Source organism: Pseudoalteromonas sp. ATL1, from assembly GCF_058933015.1.
The window spans coordinates 3,484,669-3,505,055 of sequence record NZ_JBZYXL010000001.1; the positions used below are offsets into that span (position 1 = coordinate 3,484,669).

The 20,387-nt window shown below is 42.5% G+C and carries 21 protein-coding genes; 9 read left to right on the top strand and 12 right to left on the bottom strand.

Annotation, left to right across the window (positions count from 1 at the left end; all coding sequences use genetic code 11):
• Positions 1 to 77: 77 nt before the first annotated feature.
• The 8 genes from AC5FX4_RS15335 to murJ all read right to left on the bottom strand — a co-directional run bounded on the left by AC5FX4_RS15335 (position 78) and on the right by murJ (position 9,138).
• Positions 78 to 743 (bottom strand): LytR/AlgR family response regulator transcription factor, encoded by a 666-nt coding sequence (locus tag AC5FX4_RS15335; RefSeq protein ID WP_493607210.1) that lies wholly within the window; start codon positions 741 to 743, stop codon positions 78 to 80.
• Positions 743 to 1,765 carry a sensor histidine kinase gene (locus tag AC5FX4_RS15340; protein ID WP_493607211.1) on the bottom strand — a complete coding sequence of 341 codons (1,023 nt, stop codon included), beginning with the start codon at positions 1,763 to 1,765 and terminating at the stop codon, positions 743 to 745. The genes AC5FX4_RS15335 and AC5FX4_RS15340 overlap by 1 nt, the downstream gene beginning before the upstream one ends.
• Positions 1,766 to 1,779: 14 nt before the next feature.
• Complete coding sequence (gene ispH, locus AC5FX4_RS15345) at positions 1,780 to 2,709, bottom strand: 4-hydroxy-3-methylbut-2-enyl diphosphate reductase (RefSeq protein ID WP_493607212.1); 930 nt, start codon at positions 2,707 to 2,709, stop codon at positions 1,780 to 1,782.
• Positions 2,709 to 3,149, bottom strand: a complete 441-nt coding sequence (gene fkpB / locus AC5FX4_RS15350; RefSeq protein ID WP_493607213.1) for an FKBP-type peptidyl-prolyl cis-trans isomerase — start codon at positions 3,147 to 3,149, stop codon at positions 2,709 to 2,711. Before fkpB ends, ispH begins: the two co-directional genes overlap by 1 nt.
• On the bottom strand, positions 3,146 to 3,646 hold the full coding sequence (gene lspA, locus AC5FX4_RS15355) for a signal peptidase II (protein ID WP_493607214.1): 501 nt from the start codon (positions 3,644 to 3,646) through the stop codon (positions 3,146 to 3,148). Before lspA ends, fkpB begins: the two co-directional genes overlap by 4 nt.
• Before the next feature lie 9 nt (positions 3,647 to 3,655).
• Positions 3,656 to 6,481 (bottom strand): isoleucine--tRNA ligase, encoded by a 2,826-nt coding sequence (gene ileS, locus AC5FX4_RS15360; protein WP_493607215.1) that lies wholly within the window; start codon positions 6,479 to 6,481, stop codon positions 3,656 to 3,658.
• A 21-nt stretch (positions 6,482 to 6,502) separates the two neighbouring features.
• Complete coding sequence (ribF, locus tag AC5FX4_RS15365; RefSeq protein ID WP_493607216.1) at positions 6,503 to 7,429, bottom strand: bifunctional riboflavin kinase/FAD synthetase; 927 nt, start codon at positions 7,427 to 7,429, stop codon at positions 6,503 to 6,505.
• 134 nt (positions 7,430 to 7,563) lie between these two features.
• Positions 7,564 to 9,138: a murein biosynthesis integral membrane protein MurJ gene (gene murJ, locus AC5FX4_RS15370; protein ID WP_493607217.1), complete on the bottom strand. Its 1,575-nt coding sequence runs from the start codon at positions 9,136 to 9,138 to the stop codon at positions 7,564 to 7,566.
• A 366-nt stretch (positions 9,139 to 9,504) separates the two neighbouring features.
• Between murJ and rpsT the strand changes: the two genes are divergently transcribed.
• Positions 9,505 to 9,765: a 30S ribosomal protein S20 gene (rpsT, locus tag AC5FX4_RS15375; RefSeq protein ID WP_070992575.1), complete on the top strand. Its 261-nt coding sequence runs from the start codon at positions 9,505 to 9,507 to the stop codon at positions 9,763 to 9,765.
• 64 nt (positions 9,766 to 9,829) lie between these two features.
• Here the strand turns inward: rpsT and AC5FX4_RS15380 are convergent, their stop codons facing one another.
• The gene (locus AC5FX4_RS15380) at positions 9,830 to 10,213 is read right to left on the bottom strand and encodes a response regulator (RefSeq protein WP_493607218.1); all 384 of its coding nucleotides are present in this window, start codon (positions 10,211 to 10,213) and stop codon (positions 9,830 to 9,832) included.
• A 93-nt stretch (positions 10,214 to 10,306) separates the two neighbouring features.
• Here AC5FX4_RS15380 and AC5FX4_RS15385 point away from each other — a divergent pair, with 93 nt between their 5' ends.
• From AC5FX4_RS15385 to smrA, 3 genes are all read left to right on the top strand, one after another.
• Entirely contained in the window at positions 10,307 to 10,777 is a 471-nt protein-coding gene (locus AC5FX4_RS15385) for a hypothetical protein (protein ID WP_493607219.1), read from the top strand.
• 100 nt (positions 10,778 to 10,877) lie between these two features.
• Positions 10,878 to 11,117 carry a hypothetical protein gene (locus AC5FX4_RS15390; protein WP_493607220.1) on the top strand — a complete coding sequence of 80 codons (240 nt, stop codon included), beginning with the start codon at positions 10,878 to 10,880 and terminating at the stop codon, positions 11,115 to 11,117.
• Positions 11,118 to 11,181: 64 nt separating this feature from the next.
• Positions 11,182 to 11,763: a DNA endonuclease SmrA gene (gene smrA / locus AC5FX4_RS15395; RefSeq protein ID WP_493607221.1), complete on the top strand. Its 582-nt coding sequence runs from the start codon at positions 11,182 to 11,184 to the stop codon at positions 11,761 to 11,763.
• A gap of 337 nt (positions 11,764 to 12,100) precedes the next feature.
• On the opposite strand, the gene AC5FX4_RS15400 is transcribed toward smrA, so the two are convergent.
• Positions 12,101 to 13,021, bottom strand: coding sequence for a 2-hydroxyacid dehydrogenase (locus AC5FX4_RS15400; protein WP_493607222.1), 921 nt, complete (start codon positions 13,019 to 13,021; stop codon positions 12,101 to 12,103).
• 178 nt (positions 13,022 to 13,199) lie between these two features.
• Here AC5FX4_RS15400 and olsF point away from each other — a divergent pair, with 178 nt between their 5' ends.
• The 4 genes from olsF (at position 13,200) to ppiC (ending at position 18,040) form a co-directional block, all read left to right on the top strand.
• Positions 13,200 to 14,906: a bifunctional ornithine lipid synthase OlsF gene (olsF, locus tag AC5FX4_RS15405; protein ID WP_493607223.1), complete on the top strand. Its 1,707-nt coding sequence runs from the start codon at positions 13,200 to 13,202 to the stop codon at positions 14,904 to 14,906.
• Between the two features lie 92 nt (positions 14,907 to 14,998).
• Positions 14,999 to 15,481 (top strand): TlpA family protein disulfide reductase, encoded by a 483-nt coding sequence (locus AC5FX4_RS15410; RefSeq protein WP_493607224.1) that lies wholly within the window; start codon positions 14,999 to 15,001, stop codon positions 15,479 to 15,481.
• A gap of 110 nt (positions 15,482 to 15,591) precedes the next feature.
• Complete coding sequence (locus AC5FX4_RS15415) at positions 15,592 to 17,667, top strand: TonB-dependent receptor plug domain-containing protein (RefSeq protein ID WP_493607225.1); 2,076 nt, start codon at positions 15,592 to 15,594, stop codon at positions 17,665 to 17,667.
• A 94-nt stretch (positions 17,668 to 17,761) separates the two neighbouring features.
• Positions 17,762 to 18,040: a peptidylprolyl isomerase PpiC gene (gene ppiC, locus AC5FX4_RS15420; RefSeq protein WP_476287402.1), complete on the top strand. Its 279-nt coding sequence runs from the start codon at positions 17,762 to 17,764 to the stop codon at positions 18,038 to 18,040.
• A gap of 43 nt (positions 18,041 to 18,083) precedes the next feature.
• Here the strand turns inward: ppiC and AC5FX4_RS15425 are convergent, their stop codons facing one another.
• Both AC5FX4_RS15425 and AC5FX4_RS15430 read right to left on the bottom strand, forming a co-directional pair.
• Entirely contained in the window at positions 18,084 to 18,611 is a 528-nt protein-coding gene (locus tag AC5FX4_RS15425; protein WP_493607226.1) for a hypothetical protein, read from the bottom strand.
• 13 nt (positions 18,612 to 18,624) lie between these two features.
• Complete coding sequence (locus AC5FX4_RS15430) at positions 18,625 to 19,818, bottom strand: S1 family peptidase (protein ID WP_493607227.1); 1,194 nt, start codon at positions 19,816 to 19,818, stop codon at positions 18,625 to 18,627.
• Between the two features lie 266 nt (positions 19,819 to 20,084).
• Between AC5FX4_RS15430 and AC5FX4_RS15435 the strand changes: the two genes are divergently transcribed.
• Positions 20,085 to 20,351 (top strand): GrxA family glutaredoxin, encoded by a 267-nt coding sequence (locus AC5FX4_RS15435; protein WP_493607228.1) that lies wholly within the window; start codon positions 20,085 to 20,087, stop codon positions 20,349 to 20,351.
• Positions 20,352 to 20,387 lie beyond the last annotated feature (36 nt).

The window sequence follows — 20,387 nt, forward strand, 5'->3', positions numbered from 1 at the left end:
ACCTCACTTTATTGTATAAAGTGAGCGACAACTTACAAGAATGAGGGGAATAAAAGGTCAATCCTGCCGATAAACGGTCAACCTAAGGATTGCAACTGCTGCCATGCTCGACGGCTGACCACAATTTCGTCTGGGAAGCCAGCAACAGACACCCAATGCCCTTGCGGTGTATTGTATAACTTGACGATGGCTGCGCGCTTAACAAGGGTATTTCTATGCACTTGCACAAAATGCTCGGGGTATTTTGCTAACAACCCTTTCAAGCTGGTCTCTAAAATAATTTCTCCTTGCTCGGTGAACAAGGTAGTGTACTTCTCGCTCGCTTTGGCCACTAAAATATGCTCAACATCAACCCATCTTGTCTGGCCTCCCAGCAAATATTTTAGCTTTTGGGGGAAAAGATGCGCTACGACTTTTTGTAACTGCGCTAGCGTAATAGGTTTAATAAGGTAACCACTGGCAAAAACTGAAAATGCGTCTAAAGCATGTTCCGAGTGCGCCGTAACAAAAACTATTTTAGGCGGTTTGTTCAATAAGCTAATACGCTGGGCAAGTTCAAGACCATTCATGCCTGGCATATTAATATCAAGCAGTAAGAGCTGTGGCTGGTGTGTTTCAATCAATGCCACAACTTGCTCTGCACTCGACTCTTCAGCGACACATTCAGCGCCCGCAATACCGCTCATGAGTCTCTTAATCCGTTGACGTGCGAGCGGTTCGTCATCTACGACCATATATTTCATCAGGTCCGCTCCTTCAAAAAAGTTAACGTGGCGGTGTAGATTTCATTGCTTTGCTCGGTGTTGAGCGTGGCTCGATCACCAAAATGGAGTGCCAATCTGGCTTTGATATTATCTTGAGCAATGCCTTCCCCACCGTACTGATTTACTTTTTCTTGTGAGTATTGGTTGCTGATCTTCAGTGAAACCTGAGCCTGAGTTTCATGTAGCTCTATGTCTACCCGTGTCGGTTTAGTTTGTGGCTCCACACCGTAAACAATGGCATTTTCAAGCAAAGGTTGCACACTCAACACAGGCAATGTGACGTCAGGAATATGCTCTGGCAAATACCACCTTACATCAAGGCGCTGCGCATATCGCCAACGCTCTAATTCGATATACTGACGCGCAAGCTCAAGCTCTGCCCGTAACGTCGTCAGCTCACTTGTTCGCATCGCAGCCTTACACAATTGGGCCAGTGACAACACGGCTTGTTCCGCGTCATTTTTATCCCCCTGTGTCAGCTCAGCAATGGTGTTTAAACTGTTATACAAAAAATGTGGGCGGATCCGCGCACTCAAGGCCTCTAGTTCAACCCGTGACAACGTCTTTGTGGTTTGCAGTTTATCTAAAAAAATACTCATTGAATGAATAAACAACAGCGACATGAATAAACAAATTGCCATATTCTTCAATACAAATGACCAGTCAAATGCATTTTCTTGAAGGCCAGGCAAATAATGGATCAAAGTACTTAGCCCTGCGGTCACACACTGAAAAATAGCAACAATAATCAGTATTTGAAAAACCACGCTACAACGTGAAACTAAGTGGCGTAACGCATACAAGGTGCTAAACCCCAGCATACTCACACAATGGATGAACAAACTGAAAATGCCCAGTCGCACCCAAAAGTCGTCGTAACTTAAAGGCGACAGCGCAAGAATTGCAGCGAGAATTTGAGAGGCGACTAGCATAGCGAGTACGCCTCGATGGGTAATAATCGTAGGAATAAGCTGTGAAGTTAAATCGCCAGACTTAAACATCAAAGCGAACAGTCTTAACGCAGCTCAACCGGAACAGCAAATACCACGTTTTCTTCTTCGCCCGGGTTTTCAACAACCGTGTTGCCACCCAGCTCTTTTAGACGGTTTACAACTTGCTGAACTAGCACCTCTGGCGCAGAAGCCCCCGCTGTTACACCAACTGACTTCACATCGTGGAACCAATCAGGGTCAACACCCTGTGCATCATCGATAAGATAAGCGAGCGTGCCCATTTTATCGGCAAGCTCTCTTAGGCGATTGGAATTTGAGCTGTTTTTCGCGCCTACAACTAGTAACACGTCCACTTTGTCTGCCAAATCTCTCACCGCATCTTGGCGGTTTTGTGTGGCATAACAAATATCATCTTTGCGTGGGCCATGAATGTTTGGAAACTTTGCACGCAACGCATCAATCACATCCGCCGTATCATCAACCGAGAGTGTCGTTTGGCTACAGTAGAATACATTGTCAGCATCTTTTACTTGCAGATTTGCCACATCATCAGGGGTCTCTACCAAATAAATACCACCATTGGGATTATCATACTGCCCCATTGTGCCTTCTACTTCAGGGTGACCATGATGGCCGATCAACACACACTCAGTGCCCTTTCGACTAGCACGGGTTACTTCCATATGCACTTTGGTCACTAACGGGCAAGTTGCATCAAACACCTTAAGCTCGCGACGCTTGGCCTCTTGACGTACTTGCTGAGACACCCCGTGAGCACTGAAGATAACAATGCTATCATCGGGTACTTGATGCAGCTCTTCAACAAACACAGCACCTCGGTCACGTAGCCCATTCACAACATATTTGTTGTGCACAACTTCATGACGTACATAAATAGGCTTTTCAAAAATATCGAGCGCGCGTTCAACAATACTGATCGCTCTATCTACACCTGCACAAAAGCCACGTGGGTTAGCAAGTAAAATGTCCATTAGTTCTTCACCTCTAAAATATCCACTTCAAAGGTAACGGGCTGACCCGCCAATGGGTGATTAAAGTCTACGGTGACAGAGTCACCCGCAACTTCACGAATTAAGCCTGGTAGTTCAGTGCCATCAGGTTGTGTAAAGGCAATAATACTACCGACTTTGGCCGGTGCATCAGCACCAAACTTACTGCGTTCCACATAATAAATATTATCTGGATTCGGCTGACCAAACGCGTCTTCTGGCTGTAAATCAAAAGATTTACTGTCACCGGCTTTCAAACCGAGCAAGCATTTTTCAAAATTTTCAGTCAGACTGCCATCACCCATAAAGAGCTTAGCAGGCTTGTTATGAACTTTCGTCGAGTCAGCCGCAGAGCCATCTTCAAGTTTGATTGAAAAGTGAAACACAACTTCTGATTGTGGACCAATCATTTGTTCACTCATGCTTTTTTCTCCTGTGCTTTACTGCCAGTAAAAGCGTCAAAAATTAACAATCCTGCGCCACCAACAATCGCCATATCTGCAATATTGAAAGCTGGATAATGCCAATTTTGATAGTAAAAATGTAAAAAGTCGATGACATAACCATGGATCAGACGATCGATTAAATTGCCTAAAGCGCCCGCAAGTACCATGGAATATGCTGAGCAAAGCACCCAGTTACGCGCAGGTATTTTTTTAAGCCAAAACAACAACAAGGCGCTGATCGCAATCGCAATTGTACTTAAAAACCAACGCTGCCAGCCACCCGCTTCGCTTAAAAAGCTAAACGCCGCGCCGTAGTTATGCATGTACGTAAAATTGAAAAACGGTAGGATCTTTATCGATTCGTAAAGATCCATATTCTCAACAACAACGGCTTTGGTTATGTAGTCTACTGCAAAAAGCAGTAGACTCAGCCACAACCAGACTAAACCACTTTTTTGCGTTGTGTTAGTCACTAGTTGCTCCTATGCAAACTGACGTTCTTCGCCATCACCCTCAACGTTGCTTACACAACGTCCACACAAATCTGTGTGTGTTTCGTGTTGGCCAACATCATCACAATAGTGCCAACAACGCTCACACTTCGCAGCTTCTGTGGCATTAATCGCGATGTACAAACCGTCGATTTCAGTTGCAATCGCACCTTCAGGCTTCGCGTTCACGACTTCAACTACCGCCTTAGACGTTAACAATACAAAACGCAGCTCATTACCGATTTTCTGCAATGATTCAGCTAAGTCACCACCGGTATATAAAGTCACTTCAGCTTGCAAAGTTGCACCGATCAACTCTTCTTTACGCGCACTTTCTAAAACACGGTTCACTTCATCGCGCACTTCAAGCAGGTTTTGCCAGTATTCGTTATTCAACGCACCTTCAGTGACATTTTCAAAGCCAGCATACCACACATCGGTAAACACAAACTCACCACGTTCACCCGGTAGCACTTCCCAGATCTCTTGTGCGGTGAAGCTCATAATAGGTGCCATCCAGCGTGTCATTGCTTCCGCAATGTGATAAAGCGCCGACTGACAAGAACGCCGCGCATGGCTGTCACTCTTAGCGGTGTATTGACGGTCTTTGATAACATCTAGATAGAAAGAGCCAAGCTCTCCCGTACAGAAATTCATTAGCTTTTGCGTTACGACTAACATTTGGTAGTTGTCATAAGCATTAATGATCTCTGTTTGCAATGCAGCAGCACGCGCCACAATCCAACGATCCAGCTCAACCATGTCTTCAACAGCAACTAAATCAGTCGCAGGATTAAAACCACTTAAGTTTGCCAGTAAGTAGCGGCTGGTGTTACGAATACGACGGTAACGGTCTGCTGAGCGCTTGAATATTTCATCAGAAACCGTCATTTCCGCAGTATAATCTGTTGAAGCCACCCATAAACGTAAGATGTCAGCACCTAGTTTATTCATCACGTTTTGAGGTGAAATGACGTTGCCTAAAGACTTTGACATTTTACGGCCGTTTTCATCTACGGTGAAACCGTGCGTTAATACCTGACGGTAAGGCGCATGGCCGTTAATCGCCACCGATGTCATCATTGACGACATAAACCAACCACGGTGCTGGTCTGAACCTTCAAGGTAAAGGTCCGCAGGGCCGGTTAACTCTTCACGTGCATCCACAACACAAGCGTGTGTTACGCCAGAGTCGAACCATACGTCTAGCGTGTCTTGTACTTTGATGAATTGCTCTGCATCTTCGCCAAGTAACACCGCTGGATCTAAGTCATACCAAGCTTGGATGCCTTTCTCTTCAACAAGCTTAGCTACTTGCTCAATTAACGCATTGGTATTGGGATGAAGTGCACCAGTGTCTTTATCAACAAATAGTGCGATCGGTACACCCCATGTACGTTGACGAGAGATACACCAGTCAGGGCGACCTTCTACCATGTTTGCGATACGATTTTCACCCCACTCAGGGATCCACTGTGTTTTACCGATTTCAGCGAGTGAGTCTTTACGTAAGTTTGCTTGATCCATGCTCACAAACCACTGCGGCGTAGCACGGAAAATAATCGGCGTTTTATGACGCCAGCAATGTGGGTAGCTGTGTTGAAGCGCGTGATGATGCATCAATACGCCCTTTTCTGCCAACAATTCAACTATGCTTGCATTCGCTTTGAACACATGTTGACCTGCAAAAATAGGTGTATCTGGCAAAAACACACCGTTTGCGCCAACTGGGTTAGAAACTTCCAAACCATAAGAAAGACCCGCAGAGAAATCCTCTGGACCATGGCCCGGTGCTGTGTGAACAATACCTGTACCTGAGTCCGTTGTTACGTGATCACCTAAAATAACGGGTACATCAAAGTCTAAGAATGGGTGTGCTACACGCAAGTTTTCAAGCGCTTGGCCTTTTACATAGCCCAGTACGTGGTAATGATTGAAACCAAAACGGTCCATCGCATCTTTAACTAGCTCAGAGCCTAGAATAATACGCTGCTCTTTCCCTTCATCTTCCACTTGAACAAGGGCATATTCTAAACGCTCGTTCATCGCCACCGCACGGTTAGCAGGTAAAGTCCAAGGTGTGGTAGTCCAGATAACAGTGCTAACTAACCCTTTACCCTCGTGCCCCGGTGCCAAATCAAACGCTTTAACAACGACTTCTTGATCAACAAAATCAAAACGCACATCAATCGCTGGCGATTGCTTATCTTGGTATTCTACTTCTGCTTCAGCCAATGCTGAGCCACAGTCTGTACACCAGTGAACAGGTTTAGCACCTTTGTGAAGGTGGCCATTTTCGATGATGCGACCAAGTACACGAATTGCATTCGCTTCAAAGTCGAAGTTCATGGTCAAGTAAGGCTTGTCCCAATCACCTAACACACCTAAACGTTTAAAGTCCGCCTTTTGGCCTTCAACTTGTTTCGCTGCGTAAGCGCGGCACTTTTCGCGAAACTCCGCTGCAGTAACTTTATGACCCGGCTTACCTACTTTTTTCTCAACTTGAAGCTCGATAGGTAGACCGTGACAGTCCCAACCCGGCACGTAAGGCGCGTCAAAATCAGATAATGTTTTAGATTTAACAATGATGTCTTTTAGGATCTTGTTTACTGAGTGACCTAGGTGAATATCACCATTTGCGTACGGAGGGCCATCATGCAAAATAAATGGCTTCTTACCTTTTTTCGCGTCACGAATTCGACCGTATAGGTCTTTTTCATACCAAGCTTGTAGCATTTTTGGTTCGCGTTGCGCTAAGTTTCCGCGCATTGGAAACTCAGTTTCCGGTAGATTCAAAGTATGTTTGTAGTCGCTCATTTATCCTAGTTTCCGTATCGGCTACTTAAAATTAAAACATTGTTTTGCAGCGGCAACATCTTGAGCGATTTGCGCTGTAAGCTGTTCCAATGTATCGAATTTTTGCTCATTGCGAAGCTTTTTAATTAGCTCCACCTGCATAAAATGTCCGTAGACATCTTGGTTAAAATTAAATAAATGTACTTCAAGCAGAGCTTTTGTACCATTCAACGTAGGTTTATTCCCTACATTCGCAACGCCTTCATATTGTTTGCCATCCAGCGTTACTCTAACCGCAAATACCCCTTTTACGGGATTTACTTGCCGTTTAAGCGCAATATTTGCCGTTCGAAAGCCTAGCTCTCGGCCTTTTTTCCAACCGTGTATCACACGCCCTGAAATCGCATAAGTGTGACCCAGCATTTCATGGGCCTTATTTAGCTCTCCCGCGGCAAGTGCTTGCCTTATCAGGGTGCTGCTTACTCGATGATCATCTCGGCGAAAGCTCGCGGTGCTCTTCACATGCATATCATGAATATCACCAAGGCGCTTCAGCATATCAAAATCGCCTTTGCGACCTTTGCCAAATCTAAAATCGTCGCCAACTGTAAGTGCTTTAACACCCAGTTTTTTCACTAAGACTTGCTCAATAAAGCTTTCAGCCTCTTGGCCAGCAAACTTGCCATTAAAACTAACGCAAATCACTCGCTCAATGCCTAGTTTTGCCAACAACGCAAGCTTGTCTCTTAATCGAGTAAGACGGGCTGGCGCTTTTTCTTTTGCAAAGAATTCCTGAGGTTGCGGCTCAAATAGCATGACCGTACTAGGCAACCCATACTGCTTAGCATCGTGTTGAAGGCCTTTAAGAACCTCGACATGGCCCAGGTGCACGCCATCAAAGTTACCGATAGTTAACACACAACCAAAGTGATGTGGTCGAATGTTATGGATACCCCTGATCAGCTGCATAGTTTCAATGCCTTAAATAGTGCAATCGTTGAAAGTGAGCGATTATACCCAAGTTGCTCAAAAATGCGAACATCTAGGTAAAGCACGAATGTGAATCTTTGTAAGCCGTTAAGCAGAATAATCACTGATAACTATCACGGTGTTTCACGGACATCTTTAATCGTTGAAAGTCGAACACCAAAAATCCACATCAAACCAAAATAACTGATTGCCGCCAAAACCAATAAAGCGCATAACAAAGTGATCTGCTGCATTAAAGGCCACGCTTGCCAAGCATAAAACGTCGCGACATACCACACACTCGCCGCCATCAACATGGCCGAAGCAACACACTTGAGCGCAAATAACCAAGTAAATTTCGAAATATGGTACACATCGCTGTGGCTTAATTGCCGATACAGCAAAAATGCGTTACAGCTGGCAGATAGAGAAGTAGCTAAAGCTAAACCCAAATAACCGATGAATGGGGCCAATATAATATTGAAAATCATGTTTAAAACGAGTGTTACAATACCAATTTTTACTGGCGTTTTAGTATCTTGACGGGCGTAAAAGCCAGGCGCCAATACCTTGATCAGCATAAAACTGACAAGCCCAACCGAGTATGCTGCCACGCCATAGCTCACCGCTTGAACATGATCGATTTCCCCACTAGAAAATGCGCCGTGGTCAAACAACACTGAGATAATGAGCGGACTAATAACCATTAACCCAAACATCGCGGGAAACCCTAAGAAAAGCACAAAGCGTACTCCCCAATCTAAGGTTTTTTGAAAATCATCCAGCTTATCCCCTGCGTGCAGCTTTGATAGTGCGGGTAAAATAACCGTCGCGATACCAATACCAAAAAGGCCTAACGGAAACTCAATCAATCGATCAGAGTAATAAAGCCAAGCGATAGAGCCAGTTACCAACAATGACGCAATAACAGTGTCCAGTAGTAAGTTGATCTGACTGATAGAAACACCGAACATAGCGGGTAACATCAGCTTTCTAACTTTAGTGACTTCGTCAGAACGCCAAGCAAACTGTGGTTTTTGCAACATGCCAAGACGGTATAAAAAAGGCAGTTGGAAAACAAACTGAACAACCCCGCCTATAAAAACGCCCACCGCAAGTGCGTAAGCACTTACATCGAATTTGTCATGCAAAAATATAGCGCAACTGATAATAGATATGTTTAACAGCACAGGCGTAAAAGCCGCAACCGCAAAGCGGTTATACACATTCAAAATGGCACCACTAAGCGCCACTAAACTGATAAAAAATAAATACGGAAAGGTCAGCTTTAACAAGCCGCTGGCTAATACAAACTTATGCGCATTTTCACCACCTTGCCACCAATCAATAAACCAGCCTGTACCAAACAAGGCGGCAATCACAGGTGATCCAATCACGCCAAGCAAAGTCACACACAGCAAAATAGTCCCCAGTGTACCAGCAGCTTGCGCCACAAAAATGCGGACTTTATCGTCTCCATGTTTTTCTTTTATCTCTGACAACACAGGTACAAACGCTTGGGCAAAAGCGCCTTCGGCGAATAAGCGGCGTAAAAAGTTTGGAATTCGATTAGCGAATAAAAACACATCCGCGGCTAACCCCGCACCGAGCAAATTAGCGACAACGGCATCGCGAACTAGCCCCATAACACGCGAGATCATCGTCATAGCACTTACAATCATGCCAGACTTAAATAACCCTTTGGCCACCCTTTTCTCCTTATGATTCAAACCTGACAATTATGCCATAGGATGGCGAAAAACAGGCAAAACATTTATCTAAGCGCCATGCAAGTATAAAAATTATTAACCTAACACTATGTGAACGAAGCAAGGTTTGTTACAATACGCGCCATTAATCGCAGCAGCCGAGGGATTTCTTTGGTATTGGTGTGATTCAAGTGCCTGCGATTACTAAATGCCATGCGCGTTTTCGCTGAGGTTTTAGTGTGATCAGGCTACCATGATAAAGAAACAAAGGCCGCAGTCGTCAAATTATATTGACTTTTGCGATTAAAACGGGCATATTCCTCGGCCTTTAAATTAAGCTTATTTTAAGATTGTTAGGAGCAAACCTTGGCTAACATCAAGTCTGCAAAAAAACGCGCTATTACTAGCGAAAAACGCCGCCAGCACAACGCAAGCCGTCGTTCAATGATGCGTACTTACTTCAAAAAAGTAGTTGCTGCAATTGAAGCTGGTGACAAAGAAGCTGCAACTCAAGCATTTGCTGTTGCAACACCTATCCTAGACCGTTACGCAACTAAAGGTCTTATCCACAAAAACAAAGCTGCTCGTCATAAGAGCCGTTTAGCTGCTAAAATTAAAGCACTATAATTTGTTTTTGAATGAAAAAACCGACGAAAGTCGGTTTTTTTATACCTAAAATTTAGTGAATTGCTTAGCTTATCTCTAACTCTGGATAAAACTTCTTCAACATCGCTGCAATTTTTTTCGGCGAAAATGGTTTAACCACAAACCCCTTTGCCCCCAACTCAATCGCATCTTTGACATTTTCCACTGTAGAGTGCGCGGAAACCATTACGACATTTAACTCGGGGTTAATTTCGTTTAATTGAGAGATTATTTCTTTACCGTCACCATCCGGTAGTTCAATGTCTAAAAATACGATGTCAAAATGTTGTTCTTCACACGCTTTAATACACTGTCTAACTGTCGAGGCTTCTTTTACTCGGTCTATGCCCAAATGCATGAGAGTCTGATGCAAAAAGCTTCTCACGGTTCCAACATCGTCGACGATTAATATTGAGATTTGCTGATCCATAATCCTTTCCCATAGGCTGCGAATAAAAAATACGTTATCATTGAAATGATAGATCTATTATAGAGTGCTGCAACTAAAAGGCTACATCTAGGTATGGCAAACAATCCAAATAAACAGAAAAAAAACAAAAAACAAGCGTTACTAGGCCAAGTTCAGGGCAAACATAAAGCACGCATTACTCGTACCCCTCATAAAGCGAACTTAACAATTGAAAAAGCATCAGGGCAGCCAGAAGACAATGCAAAACTGCAACAATCAGATGCCAAGAAGCGACCTACAAAATGGATTGTACTAGGCGTACTGACGCTCGCTGCGATTATCTTTCCAAAACCTCAGCTTATTACTTACGAGAAACTCGGACTTGTCTCACAAAGCGTCTATTGGAGTGGTGCTTTAGGCTTCGACCCTGTCTTGTTTGACTCTAACCTTCACCCAAGGCCAGCGCTTGAGCGTAATACCTTGTATCTATGTGTAGACGAAAACAATCCTGATAGCTGCCAAAAGTATCAAATCATCGAGCAAGGTGGCTTTATTCCAGCCCTTAAAAAGCTAATTATGGATTAAAAAAACTAATCTGAAAATTATAAAAATACTCGCTTGAAGCATGGTCAAATGATCACCATAATGGCGCTCCTTTAATCAACAATGGAAACCCATACAGACCATGCTCAACGAGTTCGATTGGCTCATCAATATTGTATTGCTAGCTTTAGGCTTAGGTGCCTTCTTTATCAATCAAATAACACTTTTGCGCGCTGCTGCGATCACGGCGTGTAGCTTACTGTTTTTATCATTCAGTCTCGATCTTGTTAATACTAGCGTGGTATCTAACCTTAGCCTCATTCTAATTAATACTTTTTATCTATTTAAAGTATATACATTTGGCCATCTCGAGCTTAGCTAGTAGTCATTACAGTTAGACTAAGCTAAAATCTCAGCCATACTCTCAGTTGCTTTACAGGTGAAGTATGGCTATGACAGATGAAGAGCTATTTTTAGCATCCATGGGAGATGTCACTCCACTGGCGCAAACAAACCAAGTGGAGTTGTCTCGTTTAAAACATTCCCCCACAATTGCACAGTTAGAAAAGCGTCGTGCAGCAGAAAAAGAAATTGATTTTGACCCTAACTTTTTGTCCACAGAGTATGTCGATCTATTAGATCCGCATGATCTTCTGGCGTATAAAAAATCGGGTGTACAAGAAGGGGTATACAAAAACCTGCGTCTTGGCAAATACCAGATAGATGCAACATTAGATATGCACGGGCGTTCTTTTTATGAAGCCAGAAAGGCCTTATTTGATTTTGTGATGGATTGCCAACAGCGCAATATCAGGGTGCTTTTAGTGCGTCACGGCATTGGACTTAAAAGTAAGCCTTTCCCCGCAATACTAAAAAGTTACACCAACAAGTGGCTACAAGAAATGCCACAAGTGCTTGCATTTCACAGTGCCCTGAGCTGCCATGGTGGCAGCGCTTCGACCTATGTGCTGTTGAAAAAAAGTGAAGAGAAAAAAATCGAAAATAGAGAGCTACATGCTAAGCGCTAGCTTGTGATATTGCGACCTCCGAAGGCTCAGGCAGTTCATTTGCTTGGGCCTTTGTAAACCACGCAGACACTCCTAACAAAATAACCGAAAAAAGTACCAACGATAACTTCACTCCGCTTTGCTTGCTTTTCATTATAGCCTCCTGTTTTTATTATTTTTTACTAATCTACTGAATATTCGATGAACGGACAAGATGTTTTTATATACAGGATAATGAACAAATCGTGACATTTTTGTTACTCTACCAATGCAAACTACTCGTTTCAGAAAAATTAAGTAACACCATGAATTATATAAAATATTTAACCAAGATAAAGTCGTTTTTATCAATAACGGCTTAATACCCCTTGTTTCGATCCACTTCACTGTTTAGCGGTTTATTATTTAATAAAGAAAAATAATTATTAGCAATCTGCTCACAGGCTGTTGAAATGCTCGTCAATGCTGCACAATGCGGCGTAATTGTTATTGCACGGTGGCGCCAAAATGGATGTTCATGAGGAAGCGGCTCTTGCGTAAAAACATCTAAACTCGCACCTGCAATCTCTTGATTATCGAGCGCCCAAATCAAATCTTGCTCATTAAGGTGCTGGCCACGAGCAACATTAATAACCACACACGAGCTAGGTAACTTTTCAAAAAGCGATTTATTCAAAATGCCCTTGGTTTGCTTGGTTAATGGCAATAAGCAAACTAAATAATCTAACTCGTTTAGAAACGAGGCGATTTCTGAAGGCCCAGTAAAACAGGCAATAAAGTCAATTTGTTTAGGTGATGCGGCCCAGCCATACACTTTAAAGCCATTATTATTCAGACGCTCCGCAACTTTCAAGCCAAGCTCTCCCAACCCCATAATCCCCACTTTGTTGCCTTGCTGTGCTCGTCTAGGTTTCCAAACTTGTTCTGCCTGTTGAGAATAATATGGTTTTATACGCAACTTATGCGCTAACACCTGACCCAGTACATATTCGGCCATGTCATCCGCAAGCACACTATCAATAATACGCGTCACCCGAACGTGCTTTGGCAACAAATGCATGGCAATGCCATCCACTCCCGCACCATACGATTGCACAACCTGCAAGTTTGGCAGTTTTGCCCATAGTGCATCGGGCGCATTCCAAGCCAAAACAAACTGAACTTTTTCAGGAGCTGGGCAATTAGGCCACTCGTATACCGCTTCATCACCCAAACGACTTTTGAGTTCTGTGAGTAACTTGGTGTTATCTCTTCCAGTAACACAAACAAGAAAGGACATAACTATGTCTCCATAACTATTTAATATTTCTATATTAAACTAACTAAGAAGCAAAATCCTATATAATCGTCTCGGGTTTCTAACGGTAATTAATGTCATACAAATGACCGCTAACTGCAACATTCCTGTCACGGGATATTTTTAATCTAATGTTAATCATATCCAATAGGACAGTTTTATGATCAGTGTCGATAAAGTGATCGAAGCTAACTTACCTCAGTTAGAAAATTCACCTAAGGTCAAGGGGTTAGTTAAAAAAGGCTTAGGCTACTTATTGCATGAACAAGAGTTTGTCGCATTCGCCGACACTTACCCCCACTTGCAGGGAATTGAATTTGTAGAACAAGTTTTAGATGAACTAGACTTTGATGCACGCTACAAACCAAAACAAATTGAGCATATTCCAAGTGAAGGTAGTGTCGTCATTGTTGCCAATCATCCAATTGGCTCTTTAGATGCACTGGCCCTCATTCGCGTGATCAACAAAGTTCGCCCAGATCTTAAAGTGGTTGCCAATCGTATGCTGATGTCGTTAACACCAATGCATTCTTTATTGCTCCCGGTCGATAATTTGTCTGGTACTAGCCGTAAACAAGAGCTTGCCAATATTCAAAAGCACTTGAAAAATGAAGGCGCACTACTTATTTTTCCAGCCGGAGAAGTATCACGATTGAGCCCTACGGGCATCAAAGACTGCAAATGGAACTCAGGCTTCTTGCGCATGGCTAAAAAAGCCAACAGTCCTATTTTACCTATTTATATTAAGGCCAAAAATAGTCCGCTGTTCTACGGCACATCCATGATCTACAAGCCATTAGCTAGTTTGCTATTGGTCAAGGAAATGTTTAAGCAAAGACAAAAGTCACTTGAGTTTGAAATTGGTGCCAGTATTCCACCTGAGTCTTACTTAATTGAAAACTTAAAAGATAAAGAAATCGTCGGCTTGATCCGTAAACAGCTCTATCGACTGAGCACAAAGAAAACGCTACCTTTGAAGACGCAAACACCTATCGCGGTGCCTGAATGTAAAAAAGAACTCAAAAAAGCGCTTGAAGCATGTGAGCTGCTAGGTGAAACCCAAGATGGTATGCAAATTTACTTATACCAATATCAAGGTAGTTCCGTCATTTTTAGGGAACTTGGTCGCCTGCGCGAAATCGCATTTCGCGCTGTCGGTGAAGGCAGTGGTAAACGCCGAGATATCGACAAATACGACATGCACTACCATCATCTAGTACTTTGGGATCCGCGTCAACTAGAACTAGTCGGTGCATACCGAATGGCGAGTGCTAAACGCGTACTAGAGGATTATGGCCAACAAGGACTCTACACGGATAGTTTGTTTAACTATAGCGATAAAATGCAACCTTATTTCGAGCAAGGATTAGAGTTAGGCAGAAGCTTTGTTCAACCTAAATACTGGGGCAGGAAAAGTCTTGATTATCTTTGGTACGGTATTGGGGCATTTGTGAAACGATATCCTGAGCACAGATATTTATTTGGCGCGGTAAGCCTATCAAACAGTTTACCTGACGAAGCAAAAGCGATGCTGGTGTACCATTACCAACACTACTTTGCTCGCTTGCCTGCACATGCGGAACCAAAAAACGAGTTTAAACTCACGAGTCAGCAACTTGAACAATGTAAAACCTTGTTCCAAGGTGATGACATAAAAGAAGATTTTGCCGAGTTGAAATATGTGCTTGCCAATCTAGGCGCGCAAGTACCCACGCTATTCAAGCAATACACGGAAATTTGCGAAGAAGATGGTGCCAACTTCCTATGCTTTAGTATTGATCCCGACTTTAATAATTGTATCGATGGCTTAGTGTTAGTCGATCTCACCAAAATTAAACCGCAAAAAGCCAAACGCTATTTAGGTTAGTCTCAAACTAAGATGTGTGCGTCGCACACATCTTTCTCTTGTCTTTCTTACGCGATACACTCCGCACGCTTGTATTCGTTTAAGGACTGCATGTGATAAAAACGCTTTTACATCTAACAGCTATTGTCGTGGTATTTCTACTTGTCGGTAGCTACCAACAAAAAGACATGCTGCCCACCGGAGGTAATCAACCTGCTCCGTATTTTTCTTTGCCGCAATTAGGTAGCGGCGATCGTATCAGCCTCACATCATTTCAAGGACAAAAGGTCGTCCTATACTTTTTTGCGCCTTGGTGCACAGTTTGTCGTTACAGCATACCCAACCTCAATAAGCTATATCAACATGAGCAAATTAATGCCGTCGCCATCGCACTGGACTATGACAGTGCAGCACAAGTCAATGCGTTTGTTTCGGACTTAAACCTAGCTATGCCCATTCTACTCGGTGACCAAAACTTGGGTGCCAACTACCGAGTCAGTGCATACCCAAGTTATTATATCATTGACGAAAATAGTAATATTATTGCGCGTGATATGGGCTACTCGAGCGAAATTGGTTTGCGCCTTAGAATGTAAATATTTGTATGCTCAACCACACACTTTATTACCCAAATCTAAAACACTTCTACAAGTAAGCAAAGTACACTTCTTGCTGTCATCATTGAACTCATTGCAGGAATAAAACAATGCTCTCTCGTACGCAAAAACGCTCGTTCTCTCTATCGCCTATCATGATGTGTATTGCATTGGCGGCACACGCTGAAGATAAGCCAAAAAACATCGAACATATCGAAGTTCACTACAAACGCAGCAGTATCACTAGCTCGATTACCGAAGACACTGAAAAGCTCATTGAGATGCCCGGCGCAATGGGCGATCCACTGCGTGCAGTCTATTCCCTACCAGGCGTAGTGGCTGCGGGTGGTTCAATGAGCGAACCTGCCGTGCGAGGCTCCTCACCCAGTGACAATATTTTTGAAGTAGACTTCATACCTGCTGGCTACATTTTCCATGACTTTGGCAGTTCTATTTTTAACCGCCACATTATCCAAGATTTTCAGTTGTACTCTGCTGGCTACGGCGCTGCATACAGTAACGCAACTGGCGCTGTATTTGATGTCACACTACGTAACCCAAAATATCAACCAATCACAACGACATTAGATTTTACGATGTTTAATGCTGGTGTGTTTATTGAAGGCCAAGCAACCGAAAATACAGCCTTCTATTTTTCGGCACGCAAAAGCACCCTGCCATTATTTTTCTCTGAAGGTGAAGAGTTAGAAGATGATGATGGTGAGAAAAACGGTATCGTCGTCAACGATGCGCCTGATGATCATGACTATCAAGGTAAATGGTTATGGGATATAGACAACAACAATACACTCACCTTTAACTTCACGGGCGCTGAAGATTCAGCTGCAGCTGGATTCAATGAGCGTGCAGAACTTGCGAAAAAAACACCAGAGTTCCAAGGAGATGCTCGGTTTATTCGTGAATTCACCAGCCAAAGCTTACTGTGGGATCACTATAGTAAAAACTATCACCTCAGAGTTGGCGTGGGTGCACTAGACCATTCAGGACGACTAGAATATGGTAAAAAAGCAACCCTAACGTCGGGCTTCTTTGAACAAGAAGAAGAGAAGCAGTATAGCTATAAGGCACAGCTTAACTATCGTATCAACCAAGCACACAGGATCATTACTGATTTTGCTTATTTTGATAACGAAACCACCTTCAAATACGATACCTTTCAGTACTTATGTACCGAACTGGACCCTGATTGTGATTTGAAAAAAGGTGAACGCATTAATGGCAACCAACAAATTGCAATTGATTCAGGCTTTCTTGGCATAACACATGTTTGGCAAGTCACCGACAAATTGCAATCAGAAGTGGGCGTACAATTACAACATAATGACTACACCGATGAAGACTTTACGTCACCACGTGTAGCGCTTAATTATTACCTGAGTGACGACAGTACGATCACTGCTAAATATGGTCAGTACAACCGTATGCAAGATGTTGACTACATTATCCCTAAGGTTGGTAATCCCAAGTTAAAGTCACAGACATCCGATCACTTTACACTAGGATTTGAACAACAGCTTGAAAATGAATGGTCATGGTCGATTGAAGGTTACTATAAAACTATGGATGACTTACCCTTGGCAATAGACCCAAGTGCGCCAGATGCACACTTGCTGTATAGCAACCAAGTAGAAGGCAAAGCCTACGGGGTTGATTTATTGCTTAGCAAAAACAAAACCGACAACTGGTATGGGTGGGTTGCTCTGAGTTATGCCAAAAGCGAACGAACAGACAACAGAGCCAACGTAACTCGTGACTATTATGCCGACACGCCTTTAGTGTTTAATGCCGTATTCCACTATGAGGTCAATGAATTATGGGAAGGCGGTTTTAACTTTACGGCACGCAGTGGACAAGCGTACACCCCCATCGTTGGTGTGAAGGAAAACCCAGACTATGCGGATCACTTTTTACCGGTGTATGGAGATCCATTCTCAAAACGTCACGACATGTATCACAGGCTAGATATTCGCTTTGAGCGAAAAACCCAGTTATTTGGGTTGGATGGCAAATTAATACTTGAGTTAATGAATGCCTATGGACAGCAAAACGTCAGCTACATTGATTTAGACTACAAAAAGGTTAAATCCGTTGATGATCTGTACATTAAAGAAGAAGAAGACGATTTTGAAATGCGTCCATCTATCGGATTTAGCGTGACCTTCTAACCGCACTTATTTATTAGTAAGCTCCCCAAAGGGCTTGTGTTTTAACACCAAGCCCTTCATGATCTCGCCATTCAGATCAATTTCAGGAGCAACCATGCCTAAAGCGTGTGCATACCACATATTGGTTAAAACCGAAAAAGAGTGCTTAGACATCAAAGCAAAATTAGCGAAAGGTGGGGATTTTAATAAACTCGCTAAACAACATTCAATTTGCCCTTCTAAAAAGCGCGGCGGGGATTTAGGGGAATTCAACAAAGGCGATATGGTTAAAGCATTTGACGATGTCGTGTTTAAAAAACCTTTGTTTGAGGTACATGGCCCTGTGAAAACCAAGTTTGGCTACCACTTAATAAAAACAGTTTATAGGACGTAAAATGGGGCGCTAAGGCCCCATCTGAAAGTTCTATTCGATAAGATTAATCAAAATAGAAATTATACTCTTCTAATAAAGATTTAATTTTATCGTCGTTATTAAACTGACTGATTACATCAGGGATAGTTGACTTGACCCACTCAACAATATCCTTATCTAGCTTTCTGTCATACTGAGCCAACCAAATATTGTCTGATTCTGTCACATTTTTAATGAAGCGATATTCACTAAGAAGCGTTCCATTAATCAGTATTCGATAAGATAACTTTAAGTCTTTATTACTAACTACAGGCAAGATGCCTAACGTACTCGCTGATAAAAGAATGGATGTTGCTTCCGCCGCTGCTCCACCCGAGGTCGTATCTTGCTCTAGATAAGCAACCACTTTAATTGGGCTACCAGGCAGCTCATCTGAAATATTAGCAAACATGGGAAAAGTTTTAAGCTCGTCTGTCAGAAAATCATCTACGATGTTGATGAATTGCGCCGGTGGTAGCACCAGAGAAGCTTTCGCATGCTGACTAATAAGCATTAGAAACGCAATAATTGGCAAGATAAGTACTTTTTTCACAATTCAGTTCCTATTATTGATAACACGCAATTGATGTTGTTGATTCTAGAGCAAGCTTTGTGACTGCAATGTCGTTTCTTTTGCCTTGCTTAAACGGGATATTATGCTTTGTAAGAAATTTCTTTATCATTTCTGGTTTTGTCGCAAAATTCACATTTTGCGGTATAACCCCTTTTTCAATTAGGCTTTTAGTATTGAGTGAACTAGTCGTCACTCCCAATAGTTCATTATGGTCTGACACCAATGGACCACCACTCGAACCTGGTTGCACAGGCGCACTAAATTGATAAGTAGATTTTGAACCTGTTAGCCCTTTAACAGATGTAATATTGCCAAATGTCATGTTTGGCGAAGATTCTAGCAATCCCTCTAATGGATAGCTAACAGACGTCAACTTCTCACCTAACTCTAATGAACTCTTTGTTGGTAACTGCAAATAACTCGGGCTTTTCGTTCCTGATTTAATCACTGCTAGATCTAGTAGCGTGCTGCTTGCATCCGCTTTAACGGCCTTATATTCTCCATCAACTTTTATTTTGGTAACTAAACAGCTTCTCAAAACATGTGCAGCGGTAAGTAAATCGCCCTCATTATTGATGTAAAAACCAGTACCTGTACTAATCGGTTTTTCACCAATGAGTTTGTTTAAATCAAAATTGATTAAAGACGCTAAAGGCATGTTCAGCACTTGGCTACCATGTTTATTCGCAAAGCGCGATAGGACGGCTAACATTGCTTTATATGCAGAATTATAAAAGCCTGCATCACTATTTAGGTAGTTATACGCACTTGTCTCTACAACGTCACCTTTGAATAAAGACTTACCATCTGATGAAAACACTTCATAATTCAAAGTTACTTTTAGATCACCGGCTTCCAAGTCCCACTCTGGATCAAGCTTAAATATGTACTGAGCGTCTTGCTCACTTTCAAACCAATTAAATTCACTAAAGTAGTTTTTGAAAATAGACTGAGTCGCTTCCGTCAGTGCCTTACCTGGTTTATGAATACGACCAACCGCAAAAAACTCACTCTTTAGCTTGCCTGTAGGGACATACGCTACAACCTTAGTTTGCAAAGGCAAAACAATGTCTTTATTTACCTTGTACTTTTTATTTGAAACCATGTTAGGTTTTACTCGAGTTGTACTGTTACACCCTGCAAGTAAGCTAATACAAACTGTAATTAGCAGTAATAATCTGAGCATCTCTATGCCTTTCAAAATTTTAAAAACTGGTACAATACGTGTTTGTGCTTAAAATATAAAGTTGAAATAACAAACAACTGTGAAAGTTTGTGACAAATATACCTAGCCCCACCACTCAACTTGAAGATGTTTTGGCTGTATGAAATGAAACGCTTCATAATCATTTAACACAATCGAAATTTCCGATTGGAAGAATCACTTTTAATCGCTTTTCTTTGCACTTATTTCTTCTACACTGTACTCAGTTCAATTCAAGAGGATTTTTTATGTTTACTGTTATTTTTGGTCGTGAAGGGTGTCCCTACTGTGTTCGTGCAAAAGAAGTGGCAGAACGCTTAACTAGCCAGCGTGACGATTTTAATTATCGATATGTTGATATTATTAAAGAAGGTGTGAGTAAAGCCGATTTAGAAAAATCGGCGGGCAAACCTTGTCCAACCGTACCGCAAGTGTTCATTGATCAGAACCATATTGGTGGCTTTACCGAATTTGAAGCTTACGCAAAAGATAATTTAGACTTGTATCGTGAGTGAACACAACACGCTTAAAACACGTGCAATGATAGCAAC

What these genes read in the sequence shown, in the direction of transcription:
- AC5FX4_RS15335 (WP_493607210.1), bottom strand. Translation starts at nt 743, where the DNA reads ATGAAATATATGGTCGTAGATGACGAACCGCTCGCACGTCAACGGATT.
- AC5FX4_RS15340 (WP_493607211.1), bottom strand. Translation starts at nt 1,765, where the DNA reads ATGTTTAAGTCTGGCGATTTAACTTCACAGCTTATTCCTACGATTATT.
- ispH (WP_493607212.1), bottom strand. Translation starts at nt 2,709, where the DNA reads ATGGACATTTTACTTGCTAACCCACGTGGCTTTTGTGCAGGTGTAGAT.
- fkpB (WP_493607213.1), bottom strand. Translation starts at nt 3,149, where the DNA reads ATGAGTGAACAAATGATTGGTCCACAATCAGAAGTTGTGTTTCACTTT.
- ileS (WP_493607215.1), bottom strand. Translation starts at nt 6,481, where the DNA reads ATGAGCGACTACAAACATACTTTGAATCTACCGGAAACTGAGTTTCCA.
- ribF (WP_493607216.1), bottom strand. Translation starts at nt 7,429, where the DNA reads ATGCAGCTGATCAGGGGTATCCATAACATTCGACCACATCACTTTGGT.
- AC5FX4_RS15380 (WP_493607218.1), bottom strand. Translation starts at nt 10,213, where the DNA reads ATGGATCAGCAAATCTCAATATTAATCGTCGACGATGTTGGAACCGTG.
- AC5FX4_RS15385 (WP_493607219.1), top strand. Translation starts at nt 10,307, where the DNA reads ATGGCAAACAATCCAAATAAACAGAAAAAAAACAAAAAACAAGCGTTA.
- AC5FX4_RS15390 (WP_493607220.1), top strand. Translation starts at nt 10,878, where the DNA reads ATGCTCAACGAGTTCGATTGGCTCATCAATATTGTATTGCTAGCTTTA.
- smrA (WP_493607221.1), top strand. Translation starts at nt 11,182, where the DNA reads ATGGCTATGACAGATGAAGAGCTATTTTTAGCATCCATGGGAGATGTC.
- AC5FX4_RS15400 (WP_493607222.1), bottom strand. Translation starts at nt 13,021, where the DNA reads ATGTCCTTTCTTGTTTGTGTTACTGGAAGAGATAACACCAAGTTACTC.
- olsF (WP_493607223.1), top strand. Translation starts at nt 13,200, where the DNA reads ATGATCAGTGTCGATAAAGTGATCGAAGCTAACTTACCTCAGTTAGAA.
- AC5FX4_RS15415 (WP_493607225.1), top strand. Translation starts at nt 15,592, where the DNA reads ATGCTCTCTCGTACGCAAAAACGCTCGTTCTCTCTATCGCCTATCATG.
- ppiC (WP_476287402.1), top strand. Translation starts at nt 17,762, where the DNA reads ATGCCTAAAGCGTGTGCATACCACATATTGGTTAAAACCGAAAAAGAG.
- AC5FX4_RS15430 (WP_493607227.1), bottom strand. Translation starts at nt 19,818, where the DNA reads ATGCTCAGATTATTACTGCTAATTACAGTTTGTATTAGCTTACTTGCA.
- AC5FX4_RS15435 (WP_493607228.1), top strand. Translation starts at nt 20,085, where the DNA reads ATGTTTACTGTTATTTTTGGTCGTGAAGGGTGTCCCTACTGTGTTCGT.